The following is a 13,444-nucleotide window of genomic DNA, read 5'->3' on the forward strand; positions in this document are numbered from 1 at the left end:
TTATGCAATCCTCCGGTAAAACGTGTTGAGCTTTAAAAATACATCCCGGTAAGGATCTGTGGTCTGGATATGCAGTGCCGGAATTCGGTTTTTGCAGAAATAATCAGTCAGTTTTTCCTGATGAAATTTTGCAATTTCTCTGTATTGTTCCCTGAAATCCTGATCGGAGGTGTCGATACAGATCTGTTCGCCTGTTTCCGGGTCCATGATTTCGACACGTCCCACATTGGGGATTTCCGTTTCATGCTCGTCTGAAACCTGAATTGCCTGCACGTCATGCCGTCTCCCGAGGAGTGCAACTGCATCCTCGAAGGATGGTGAATCAAAGTCTGAGATAATGACAATCTGGCTTTTTCGTTTCAGTCTTCCCAGAAGAAATTCCGCGGCATTTTTGATATCGGTCTGTTTTGAGACAGGATTGTGTGAGATGATGGTATTGATGACCGATGCTGCGTGGTTTTTGCCCTTCCGTGCAGGGATATATTTCTCAATAGTATCGGTAAAAAGGAGGGTGCCTGCTGCATCCCCTTCTTTTACTGCTGAATAGAGGATTGTTGCGGCAATCTCAAGGATTTTTATATCCTTTGAAACCTCAGCCCCGAACGATGATGAGGCCGACCGGTCTATCACCAGATAGAGTGTCCGTTCTCTCTCTTCATTGTAGATTCTGACATGCGGTTTACGGTATCGTGCGGTGACGTTCCAGTCCATTGACCTGATATCGTCCCCGTATTCGTATTCCCGTATGTCGGTGAAGTCAATTCCCCTGCCCCTGAAGAGAGATTTATGCATGCCCGTCTGCTCTCTCTGTGAATAATAACGGGCAGTGATTCTGATTCTCCTGACGATATTCATGCATTCTTCTGCTGAATATCCTGATATTGACGATATTCTCTCTTCTGTTATAGTATTCAAGGTATGTTCACCCTGGAGAGGATTTCATCGATGATGTCTTCTGTGGTGATGCCGTCCGCTTCTGCTTCATAATTCAGGAGTATCCTGTGCCTGAGGACCGGGTGTGCCATCTCCCTGAGATCATCGGGGATGACATATGCCCTCTTCTCCATGAGTGCCCGTGCTTTTGCACATACAATAAGGCTGATGGATGCACGTGGTGAGGCGCCGAATGCGATGTAGTCTTTTAGGGTAAGGCCGTATTCTTCCGGATGCCTTGTGGAATCAACAATTTCCGCGGCATATGTTTCTATAAGGGCGTTGCAGTGTATTGATCGGATGGATGCCTGAATGTTCAGAATATCGGCTGTATCAAGTATTTTTTGGGCGGATGGAGAATCGTTGCCGGTAAACAGCCTGATTATCCGTATCTCCTCTTCTTTAGAGGGATAATCCATCAGAATTTTCAGCATGAACCGGTCAGTCTGTGCTTCGGGCAGGGGATATGTGCCTTCCGATTCGATGGGGTTTTGCGTTGCAAGGACACAAAACGGCGGAGCCAGAGGGTGGCTGTCCCCCTGAATGGTGACCTGTTTCTCCTGCATCGCTTCAAGCAGTGCGGACTGCACCTTTGGCGGTGCACGGTTTATTTCATCCGCGAGAATAATGTTTGAGAAAACCGGCCCTTTTATTGTTTCAAATGAGGATTTCTCAAACCGATAGATTTTCGTCCCGGTGATGTCTGCCGGGAGAAGGTCCGGGGTGAACTGAAGCCGTTTATATGAACATCCGGTGCAGTCAGAGAGCGTTTTCACAAGCAATGTCTTTGCAATACCGGGGACACCTTCCAACAGCACGTGCCCCCCTGCTGCAAATGCGATAATTAATTGTTGAATTGCATTTTCATGCCCGATGATTACGTTTTTAATTTCTGATTCAAGAAGGGCCAGTTTGTCGGAATACTGTGTTATATCCGTGTCCCTGTGAGTGCCGGAATTATAGGCGGAAGCATTATCTGAAGAAATATTTGTTGTTTCAAACCTGTCTGCTTTCTTTTCCGGCATTTCATTCACTCATGATGTATTGAAGGTAAACACTTATGAAATTATCATGGGAGTGTGGGGCACGATTTTTCATAAAATGCGGTAAAGTAAATCAAATCAAATTAATCATATTTACGCAAATTCGTCATCAAATGTGATATTTTATATCGTATCTGGAAAAGATTATATTAGTTATTTCAAAAAAATGACGGTAATTGTTTGTGTTTAACATGGGTTGGTTTGTATGAGATGTAAAAGATGTAATCCTGTTCAATGGATCGTGAGAATTATGGCTGTTATTCTTCTGGTATCTCTGGCAATTCCGTTTGCCAGTGCGGGAAGTGCAGCTCTGCCGGATAATAACAATCTCTACCTTGAGACAGTCAATACTCCCCGGTTTGATGATCAGGGGGATGGAACATACTGGTTCTGGTTTCCGGATGATGCGGGCCTGAATACCCTGCATATAACAGATGATTATGCAGACTCCTACGGGCAGATTACTACTACTGCGGAGATGTCAGGATCCTTTTATGTGACTGATACGGGTGGAATGAAATACAAGGATGATATCATTCTTCTTCTTGCGGTAAATGGTTCTGTGAATGATAACTTTTCTATGAATCTGGCCTGCAATGGATATCAGTGGACTCCCAATGCGTCACCTCATACGCCACCCCTTGAAAGTGAAGCTACGTATGTAAAAGGCTGCCTGAATGCGGATTTCACGAAGGATGATTTCCTGGTGTATGACGGAAAAAATGTCAAACAAAACTGGAAAATTTACAATACCTCTGATTATCCCCTCTATTACGGACAGGATGTCTCTGATACTGACAATGCATTCAAACTGATGTTCATTGATCTCAATGCCGGTGTCCTGAATGCAGATTCACTCGGCTATTCAACCCTTAAAAATGGTGGTTCGGTAAAGGTCAGTTACGAGTTTCAGAATCTTGACGACTGCTATGCTGCTTTCAATGTCTATGCCTACAGCAAACATCCTGAAGTAGGTCATCCTGAGCTTGACAATACCACACAGTGGACGAACAGAATGAATGATGAATCAGGCAGGACGGTCAGTGGCTATTCTGTCTGGTCATTGTTTGCTCCTCAGGTGACGTCAATTGCCGTCTCGCCTGAAACTGCAGTAATCGCCCCCAATTCAACCCTTCAGCTGAGTGCAGTGGGACTGGATCAGGGTGGAAATGAAATTCCCGGTCTGACCTTTGAATGGAAAAATGACAATCCCATGGCGGGCTGGATTGATTCGGATGGCCTTTATACCACGACACATCTGGGAATCAGTAACATTACCGCTTCCTGTGAAAACGTAACCGGAACAAGCCAGGTTGTTGTAACACCTGTTGTATCCCCAATCTATGTTGCCGGTGACGGAAGTGGAGATTACGAGACAATCTCTGAAGCTGTTACATATGCCCATGAAGGAACTGAAATAATTGTTCGGAACGGGACATACACAGAGTGTGTGGATATTCCGCGTTCTCTTTCCATTCACTCAGAAAACGGTCCTGATTTGACCACACTGAATCTTTCCACACTCCCCGTCAATACCGGTGGATTTGTTCTGAATGCGGATTGCGTGAATATTTCCGGGTTTACCATCACCGGTGCATCCGGTGACGGTGATTCTGAAGGATTTGCGGTAAATTTCAATGAAGCCTCAGACAGTATTCTCTTTAACTGTTGGATTGTTGGCAATACGGACGGTGTCTTCTTCAATTCAGGAGAGAACAATACCGTTGGTAAAAATGTCATTGACTGTCCGGAATCTGATGACCATTTTGCACTCCGGATTAAGAAGAATTCGGGCAGCAACACAATATACCAGAATTCCTTTGTGTCAGGAGGTCTGAAGACTGCATCCGGTTCATCCGGAAACCTCTGGAATACGCTTGATATCTATCAGTATTCCTTCTTTGACGGTCAGACAACCTATCAGGGAAGTTCACAAACCGGAAACTACTGGTCTGCATATACCGGTGTGTCCGGTGAAACACCCGGAATCGGTGCAGTAGCATATGAAATCCCTGGTGTGGGAACTGACAATTATCCATTGGTCGCTCCCATCGGAAACTATACCTTCGGATCTGCAATCCCTGCCGGAGATACTTTTTATGTCGGTGCCGGAGAGGATTTCTCAACGATTCAGTCCGCAGTGGATGCAGCAAATGCAGGATACACCATCATTGTGAAAGACGGGACGTATGCAGAGTCGGTTACGATTGACAAGGCACTCACGGTCACTTCAGAGAACGGGGCTGATGCAGCAATAATTCAGTCTGTCGGAAATCGTGGTGTTCTCATCTCCGCAGACGGCGTTGTTCTCAATGGAATGACCGTCACAAATACGACTGATGATTCCAATTCCGGAGCAATTTATCTCTCTGATGCGTCAGGGTGTGTGATCACGAACAATACCGCCGGCGGTGATGGTGTTGGTATTGTACTGAACGGGAATTCGGACAACAATCAGATCTCAGAGAACACGGTCAGTCTGAATTCAAACAAAAAAAGATTGTTTTCCATTAAAAGTGCTGAGTGTGAGAACAACCGGATTTATGAAAATGTCTTTGCCAAAGGGAAGACACCAAAGGACGAAGGCATCGGAAATGTCTTTAATACCCCCGATGTAGTTGAAAATTATGTCTATGAGGGCCACCAGTGCACTTCTTTCTTTGGCAATTACTGGGTAGATGCGGACAAAACTGATTCGGATATAAACGGTATTGCCGACAGTCCCTATTCTGACGGTGTAACTGATAATTATCCCCTTGTTTCATCCAATCTGAGTGAATATTATCAGAATGGTGACTATACCGGTGATATTGTAGAAAACGTTCCTCTTACTGTTCCCGAATGCACCTTTACTGGTGTACCGGGTGAACAGTCGGTCGTGGTTGACAACTCTACCGGCCATGCATCCATCTTTGGAAACAGTATTCTTCTTGCTGAAAATGGCTTTACTATCGTCATCAATACCGTCAGTCCTCCGGGTGGGAACACAACGGTCATTACCGGTGTTGTGGATTCTGTTAATATTTTCATAACACCTGTAGCCACACAGTTTGATGGTCTGGGTGCAGTGCAGGCATTTATTGGAGTTGATTTAACCGGTCTTCCTGCCGGTTCAGAACTTGATTCGATAGTAAACAAATCCGTTTCTGCAGACGACCTCACGAAATTTAAAGAAATAGCTGCCGTAAGTGGCCTGAATTCAAGAGATATTGCCTATACCCTTCGTGTGGTAAAATCTGCAGGGTTTGACGACTATGTCGAGGGTGCTGCTGTCTTAATGGAAGTGAATTCCCGATGGGTCGATTCACATGGTGGCCCGTCCCATGTTGAAATTATCCGTATTTCAGACAGTGGTGCAGGACAGGTCCTTGAAACATCCTATACCGGGCCGGTAGATGGTATGTATACCTTCATTGCTTCCAGCCCGAACGGTCTTTCCCTCTTTGGTCTCTCTTCTGTTACTACTCTTGCCACATCAGGTGGCGGTAGCAGTGGAGGAAACAGTCAAATCGCTGTAGCAGCACAATCAGATGTGAATGCCGGTGAAAATGTTGTATTCAGCTTTGATGAATCTGCCATTTATCGAATAACCCTCGTTGCAAAGGAAGATGTAAAAGAGATTATGCTGACCGCAAAGAAGGGTGCAATGCCTGATTCTGCAGAGGCACCTTCCGGTGATGTATACCAGTATGTTGGCATAACGATGTACAAGGCAGATCCGGCACAGATTGAGAAGGCAACTATCAGGTTTACCGTGGATTCGGCGGCATTTGCCGACGGATATGATCCTTCCATGACAAAACTTCTGTACTATAATGAGGAAGATGGGGTCTGGACAGAGCTTTCGACGGTAAATAATGGCGAAGAAAACGGTTCATTTGAATTCTTTGCCGACAGTGCAAAACTTGGCAATTTTGCAATTGTGCTGCACAATTATGTCAGTTCTGAGGGAGCATTAGAAATAATTGACGAGCCTGAAGAACCCGCTGTAACAAACACTGATGCGCCAGTTTCATCAGAGAGTAGTGGTGTTTCCGATGAGAGTACCTGGAATATCCCCCCAACAGAGTCAGGTTCTCTCTTCTCAGGCATGTTCTCGGTAATCGGTGCTATCGGAATTGTTTCCCTGATGTCATTTGCAGCATACAGGAGAAAGAACGAGTGAATATCCCGAATTATGGGACAATTTCTATTTTTTACAAAGGTGAATAATTCATGAAAATATATCTTGCAATGGACGACACGGACAGCCTGGATTCACGCGGCACAGGGAAACTTGCGAGGGCAACAGGAGCAGAAATTTCAAAGGAATTTCACGTTGACGGAATCTCCCGTCACCAGCTCTTTGTGCATGAGGATATCCCTTTTACATCACACAACAGCTGTGCGGTGATTCACATTGAGGCAGAAAAGCGGGATGACAAGGAGTGGATCTATGAAACCGCGAAGGAGTGTATGCTCGGCGATTTTGTGGAGGGAAGTGATCCCGGCATTGCTGTAGCCTGTGCAGATGAAATTCTGCCCCCCCTGATTGCGTATGGGAGAGATGCACAGAGAATTATTCTGAATCAGAAAAAGGCACGAACGCTTGCAAAAACACTGGGTATCCGGCTTGAAGGTCTCGGCGGCACTGAAGACGGCGTGATTGGCACCATGGCCGGCCTTGGTCTTGCAAAAGCGGGTAATGATGGAAGATTCCTGATGTGCGGCCAGATTCGGGAGATGACCGGCCCTGCGGATGTCGCGACACTGTGCGCAGCCGGAGTGGATGCTGTCTATACCATTGATGGGCACGAGGTCAGAGACGGGATGATCATGATACCGGAAGGAAAATCTGCAAAACCCTGCCCGGTTGACGGCAAAAAAATACTGTTTGTCGAAAATGTTGACGGCCAGTATCATTCTGTGAAACGAGGATGAAGGCTCCGGACACATTCAAAAAAAGGATTGGGATTGCATTTGCCGTTCTGGTAATTTTCGCCGGTGGCATGTTTGCACTTCAGATAGCAGGTGAGGAATGGATTAAGGGAATTAGTCCTGATACCATCACCCCTCTTTTTGATGCCGGAATGAAGGAAACCTTCTCTTGGGATGACTTTAACTACGGCCCGCAGCAGTGGCGGCCGTTTAAAGAACCGCTGAATATCTCGAACACGCCGTATGGCGATAATGAATGGTATCTGATGTTTGTCAAAGCGAATGCTACTCCGTATGGTGGAAATCCTGCTCTGCACAGGAGAGGGAATGTGCGGGTAAATTATTCATTTACGAGTCTTGCCGGGACTGCGGCATTTCATGTTATAGGGTTTGATGCAACGGCGAAATGCAGGACAAACGGACAGGACAGTTATGGCGCCTCATCGTATTTTGTTACCGGGACGTCTGTTGCAGGTAGCGGGTACACGTTCTCCACCCCGATGACGTCATGGAACAATGTGGCAGTTCTGCCGCCGGGTGAGTATAACACCGATGAGGGGCCTGAATCGTTTTATTACTTCATCCATTTCGATCCCCTGTCGGGTGGGGTTGGCTCCCTTCACTTTACTGACCACCCTGAGATGCTGAAAGGTGGATTTATTGAAACGGATGAGCAGTCAGGACAGTTTTACATCACGCATACGGGTGGTAGTCTGCTTGAAGATGTGCTGCTTGTTGTCTGTGTGAATGAAGTGCAGCCGGAAGATTTCAGACTCGATATTGAAACGTCGTTTGTGAGGAGGGATTAGAAGAGATGCATCCTGAAAAGTATTTTTCCCTAAATGAAATTGCCCTGATGTCCATCTGTGGTGCAATGATTTTTGTGATGAAAATTGCATTCAAGGTTCCTGTGCATATTCCCGGGCATACCGGCATATTCTGGGTCATACCGATGATTGTCGGGATTGCAATTGTTCGAAAACCTGGCTCCGGGACATATATCGGGCTTATCTCCGGGTTGCTGGGCTCGTTTTTCGGTCTGGGGGCCTTTCATGTCTTTGATATTTTCAGTTATCTGACGATTGGCATTGTAGCAGATATATGTGGTGTAGTCTTTGGATACCGTTTTGATTCTCTTTCGGTGGGTGTCATCACCGGTGCTGTTTCAAATGTCGTGAAGATGGTTATTCATTATTCTGTCGAGATTTTACTGGGTGTTCCCCAGTATTTTATTATCTTAGGGATCGGTATCAGCTCAGTTACCTACCTTATTTTTGGAGGTCTGGGAGGACTGATTTCTGTTTATATCGTCCGAAGACTGACCCGGGCTGGTGTTATTGGTGAGAAGAGTGGGTGACCCGTTGGTTACTGTGGACTCACTTTCCTATTCATATCCCTATTTTGGAACGGAAGAAAAACGGCAGGCTCTTTCCTGTGTCAACCTTGAGATACAAACAGGTGAACGGGTTGTGATTGTCGGTCCGAGCGGTTCGGGAAAGTCCACTCTTATTCAGACATTTATCGGGTTGATCCCCCATTCACGCAGCGGTAAGATGCAGGGGAGGGTGACTGTTGACGGAGTGGATACGTCAGTTACAACGGTGCCGCTTCTCTCAAAAACCGTCGGTTTTGTATTTCAGGATCCCGATCATCAGATGGTGACAAGCGAAGTTGATTCCGAACTTGCATTCGGGCCTGAACAGTCGGGTCTGGACCCGGAGATAATTGAGGAGCGAATCTCCCGTGTTGCGGGAATGCTAAAGATGGAGCATCTGAGAGGCAGGGAGATTTCTGATCTGTCCTGGGGGGAACGCCAGAAGGTTGCGATTGCGTCAGTGCTCGTCATGCGGCCGAAGATGGTTGTACTTGACGAGCCTCTCTCCGGTCTGGATATGGATTCTGCTGCACGTCTCCTTGACCATCTGGGAACAATTGTCAAAACGTGGAATATTGCGGTTGTGATTGTTGAGCACCGGCTGGACCTCCTGAAAGATTTCATGGACAGGGTGGTGGTGATGGATGATGGCAGGATTGTGTATGACGGGCCTGTGGTGGATTATTCTGCAGAAGCCATGATTCCGCATCCGGGGGAGACCGGCAGGGTATTGCATGCAGGTGTGGCATGCTCTTCTGAACCATTTTTACCCGAAGTTTGTTTTTCTGAATCATATTTATCAAGAACTGATGCCCCTCAAACACATACTTCTGAATTGCATTCCCATCCTGAAGGCGTATCCCCAATCATAGAGGTGACTGATGTCAGCTACACCTATCCGAATAGTGAAAAGCCGGTGCTAAATGGAGTGTCTGCCGCCTTTAATCCGGGTGAGGTGGTCTTCATCTGTGGGCCGAACGGTTCGGGGAAGAGCACATTCATTAAACATCTCAATGGTATCCTGCGGCCGGATACCGGATGTGTGCTCGTATCGGGTGTTGATATCGGAGGGAAGACGGTGGCAGAAAATGCGGCTACTGTCTCTCTTGTCGGTCAGCATGCGGATTATCAGCTCTTTGAGGAGACTATCGAGCGCGAACTTGCGTTTGGCCCACGTAATCTCGGGATGGAGGAAGGTGCAATCGACTGTTCCATCGATGAAATTATGGAACTGATGGACATGACGCATCTGGGACGAAAAGGGCGGCCTCTCAAACTTTCGATGGGAGAGAAGCAGAGGGTGGCGATTGCAAGTCACCTCGTTATGAAGACTCCGGTCATTGTGCTGGACGAGCCTACCCTCGGCCTTGATATAAATCTAAAACTGCACCTCGCTTCCCTGATTATTGACCTGAAGAAAAGAGGAAAGACTGTTATTGTCGTTACCCATGATCAGGAGTTTGCCCGGCTGTGCGCAGATCGGTTTATCCGTTTTCAGGAGGGATTTCTGGTATGAAAGGACAGAAGAAAAAGAAGGGAATCCTGTATATTCCCGGTGATTCCCCTGTCCATTCCCTTGACCCACGAACAAAGCTCCTCATGCTCGTTGTATTCAGCATCATGTCATTTCTGACAACAAATCTGTTCGTCATGGTTCTATTGCTCGTTTGTATCGTGGCTCTTGCCTATACGTCCGGGCTATTTGATAAATGGGTATATTCACTCAGGTTACTTCTTCCGCTCATAATCTTCGTCTTTGTAATGGACCTGTTTTTTTCCCACGAAAGTGCGGGTGCTGAATTTTTCTCAGCACAGATTTGGTTTATCCATGCGTATGCAACGGAAGGAAGCCTGTATTTCTCGGCTTCCATGATCATGCGTCTGCTCATTATCGCCGGTTTTTCATTTCTGTTCATTATGACGACGAAATACAGCGATTTTGTAAAGAGCCTTCAGAGTATGAAAGTCCCGCATATTATCTCATTTTCCCTCGGGTATGCTCTTTCATCAACGACAACGCTCTCACGGGACGCGAACAATGTCATTGATGCACAGAAATCACGGGGACTGGAATTTGACCGGGGTTCACCTGTTAAAAAAATAGATAAACTGCTCTCCTTATTCATCCCGATGACCGTCATAATGCTGAACCGGTCCAATCAGGTTTCGGATGCCATGCAGTGCAGAGGTTACGGGAATGCTGAAAAACCAAGCCTGTACAATGCCCCTGTTCTCGGGGCAGATGATATTATGGCAATCATTGTGATTGCATTCTTTACCGTTTTGATAATAATTCTGATTCATTTTGTAATCATCTGAGGTGTCGAACATGAAAATCAATGACAAAAACAAAAAAGGATACGGCAGAATCCTTGTCGCCCTGCTTATTATCGTAGCAGCGTTCCAGTGCGTTTCTGCTTTGGACCTGCCCTCAAACCCGATTGCCGGGGCAATGCATGTAAACATCAACACGGCAAATGCGGGGGGTTATTACATAAAATTCGATGGAGGTGGATTAAATGCCCTCCATATGACAACAAGCACATCGGACCGGTATGGCCAGCTTACCACAACATCAATGAAAAGCGGGACCTTTTACCTGTCAGATACCGGAGGAAGAGGTTTTTTCAATGATGTGCTGCTGATGATTGCCGTCCGAAAGCCTGCTGAAGATGAAGATCCGATTTCTGATGATTTCACGCTGAAAATCCGTTCCAGCGGGTATACCTGGGTTCCATCAGGTGTTGTAAATAAGCCTCCGGCAGCAAAAGACCTTGAGTATCTGTCAGGAGCAGTTGATCAGACATTTACTCTATCATCTCTGAGTTATGGCCCACAGAAATGGAAACCTGCAGGCAATAACGACCCGATGAACTATCCCATCTACGGCGATCAGGATATGATGGACGATGAGGAGTTTTACATCTATTTTGTTGACTTAAAGGTCGGAGAAGTGGGTGAAAACTCAATGCTGCCGGGCCTTATTGACAACGGGATGGTGAAGGTTGAATATACCATCGAAAACCTTGATTCCGGACGTATAGCATTCAACACCTATGGCTGGTGTGATGAAGAACAGTCAAATCAGGGCACAGGGATTTCCTGGACGAACAAAATTGTCGGTGAAGGCGCCAGCGGCTATGTTGTGGATATTGTCGGTTCCGGTGGAGGAGAAGGAGGCTCATCAGGAAAAATATCATACGACTCTGATGATACATCGGCATTTCCGGGAAGCTGGAAGCCGCAGGTTGGAAACCTCAACATCTCATCTGCACCAACTGGAGCAAAAATTTACATCGATGGTGTATACTCTGGAGAGGAAACAAACGCCTCATTTGTTGATGTGCCTGCAGGGGATTACCGCGTGTATCTTGAACATGACGAGTATGAAACAACAGAACCGAAGACTATCAGAGTAAAAAGGGGGTATGTCACCGAAGAGAAATTCATCTTAGAGAAAGGCGTAGGTTCCTGTTTTGTATCATCTGTTCCTGCAGGGGCCGATATTTTTGTCGACGGCAATGACACACTCTGGCACACTGACTCCCTTGTGACGGGGATTGAATCAGGAACTCATACCGTCACGGTGTACCATGAAGGCTATTCCCCGGAATCAGCAGATGTTGCAATAATCATGGGTGAACAATCTGAAATATCATTTATATTTGGGGGGAGCGGGGCACGTGTATCCACACTAAATTCCTCAAATCAGGATGTGCATGATGAAAACCCGGCTGACCCATCACCGTCTGAAAACGATGCTGCTGATGGGGAAGAAAGAGTAGATATGGGTGGGGAAACATCCTTGCCTGCTCAAACCGTCCAAAACAGAAATGACGGAATTATCGGGTATATCTTTAGTCTCTTTGCAGGTATCTTCCCCGGTGCACCTGAAGAATCAGAATCTCTCCCGGTTGTGTCATCCAATCCATCCAATCCATCCAACCCATCGGCACAGGGAATTTCACCGGAAAATCCTCCCTTAAATCCGGGTGTTCCTGTATATGGTGATGCCCCCGGAGAACAATCCGAAGAATCTGCCATTACCGAAGGAGAAAAGGGAACCGGAGGACTCTATGTGACATCCTATCCGGACAATCTCCCGATAACTCTTGACGGCGTAAAGACGGGTGAATCAACTCCTGAATATTTTTACGGTCTGAAAGAGGGTTCGCATACGGCACTGGTAACCTACAGTTCAGATTCTGTGAAAACGGCACAGGAAACCGCCTATGTCTTTGCCGGTGATGATTCCTTTGTAAAACTGGAGCCAAGTGTCTTTTCACAGAAAATACCTGTTACCGTTCAGTCGAAGAAATTCAAAGACAGTTCATTTATGATTGGAGGTGAATTTCCGGAATATACATTCCCATCAACGGTCTCTCTCGAGAAGAGCGGGACATTCATCACAACGGTGAAAGACGGGACATTTTATACATTTAATACCGGACACCAGGAAGAGAATTCGGTTCTGAATATCCCCTCTCCTGATTCGGGAGGAACCCCCGGAACAATCAGTATCACCACTACCCCTGAGGGTGCAGACGTATCTGTTGACGGATACCGGACCGGTCTCAAAACACCCTGCACGGTGGACAATGTGACGGAAGGCCCACACGTGCTCAGTGTTTCGAAAGGTGGATATTATCCGGAACAAAAAGAGTTCCACTTTGTAAACACCGGTGAACCTGACAATTCAGATTTCAGCTTTTTCATGAGGGAATATCCATACGGGAGTCTCCTTATTGACAGCACACCTTCCGGCAGCATGATCTATCTGGAGGGAAGGTATACTGGTGTTACCACCCCGCATGAGTTTTCATATATGCCGATTGGAAGTTATGATGTCGCGGTTGCGTTGAACCGGACCACCTTTAAGGAAGGTACAGTGACCGTTGGACCGCTGCAGAAATCCGGTGTTACGGTGTATAATCTGACGCTGGATAATTGATTGAAAATACTGTAATATTTCTCTTTTTTTCTCCTCATCTCACTCTAAGCAATTTTTGGCTCATTATGTCTGTTGAATTCAGTTTTAGAGAGATATGCAGAGATAGTATCTCTCAATTATGAACCTAGATTCGGATTGAATTGATACATGAGGAGTTGAGGAATACATTCAAAATTGATGGTTCATATGAATTGAATGATCTTTTCAGGATTCTCACCTGAAGGA

At 46.3% G+C, this 13,444-nt stretch carries 9 protein-coding genes; 7 read left to right on the plus strand and 2 right to left on the minus strand.

Annotated elements, in window-relative coordinates:
- Together L0665_RS09460 and L0665_RS09465 are read right to left on the minus strand one after the other, a co-directional pair.
- A complete protein-coding gene (locus tag L0665_RS09460; protein ID WP_274925437.1) occupies nucleotides 1–915 on the minus strand; it encodes a DUF58 domain-containing protein in 915 nt (304 codons plus the stop codon).
- The gene (locus L0665_RS09465; RefSeq protein WP_274925438.1) at nucleotides 912–1,958 is read right to left on the minus strand and encodes an AAA family ATPase; all 1,047 of its coding nucleotides are present in this window, start codon (nucleotides 1,956–1,958) and stop codon (nucleotides 912–914) included. The genes L0665_RS09460 and L0665_RS09465 overlap by 4 nt, the downstream gene beginning before the upstream one ends.
- 268 nt (nucleotides 1,959–2,226) lie before the next feature.
- On the opposite strand from L0665_RS09465, the gene L0665_RS09470 reads away from it, so the two are divergent.
- The 7 genes from L0665_RS09470 to L0665_RS09500 are packed head-to-tail and all read left to right on the plus strand — an operon-like array spanning nucleotide 2,227 to nucleotide 13,219.
- A complete protein-coding gene (locus L0665_RS09470; protein WP_274925439.1) occupies nucleotides 2,227–6,141 on the plus strand; it encodes a NosD domain-containing protein in 3,915 nt (1,304 codons plus the stop codon).
- Nucleotides 6,142–6,191: 50 nt separating this feature from the next.
- On the plus strand, nucleotides 6,192–6,896 hold the full coding sequence (locus L0665_RS09475) for an ABC transporter substrate-binding protein (protein WP_274925440.1): 705 nt from the start codon (nucleotides 6,192–6,194) through the stop codon (nucleotides 6,894–6,896).
- Nucleotides 6,893–7,702 (plus strand): hypothetical protein, encoded by an 810-nt coding sequence (locus L0665_RS09480; RefSeq protein WP_274925441.1) that lies wholly within the window; start codon nucleotides 6,893–6,895, stop codon nucleotides 7,700–7,702. Before L0665_RS09475 ends, L0665_RS09480 begins: the two co-directional genes overlap by 4 nt.
- 5 nt (nucleotides 7,703–7,707) lie before the next feature.
- Nucleotides 7,708–8,250 carry an ECF transporter S component gene (locus L0665_RS09485; RefSeq protein ID WP_274925442.1) on the plus strand — a complete coding sequence of 181 codons (543 nt, stop codon included), beginning with the start codon at nucleotides 7,708–7,710 and terminating at the stop codon, nucleotides 8,248–8,250.
- Nucleotides 8,234–9,784 (plus strand): ABC transporter ATP-binding protein, encoded by a 1,551-nt coding sequence (locus tag L0665_RS09490; protein ID WP_274925443.1) that lies wholly within the window; start codon nucleotides 8,234–8,236, stop codon nucleotides 9,782–9,784. The genes L0665_RS09485 and L0665_RS09490 overlap by 17 nt, the downstream gene beginning before the upstream one ends.
- Complete coding sequence (locus tag L0665_RS09495; RefSeq protein WP_274925444.1) at nucleotides 9,781–10,587, plus strand: energy-coupling factor transporter transmembrane component T family protein; 807 nt, start codon at nucleotides 9,781–9,783, stop codon at nucleotides 10,585–10,587. Before L0665_RS09490 ends, L0665_RS09495 begins: the two co-directional genes overlap by 4 nt.
- A 10-nt stretch (nucleotides 10,588–10,597) precedes the next feature.
- Entirely contained in the window at nucleotides 10,598–13,219 is a 2,622-nt protein-coding gene (locus L0665_RS09500) for a PEGA domain-containing protein (RefSeq protein WP_274925445.1), read from the plus strand.
- The last annotated feature ends 225 nt before the right edge of the window (nucleotides 13,220–13,444 follow it).

Source organism: Methanogenium marinum (assembly GCF_028912405.1).
GTDB classification, from domain to species: Archaea; Halobacteriota; Methanomicrobia; order Methanomicrobiales; family Methanomicrobiaceae; genus Methanogenium; species Methanogenium marinum.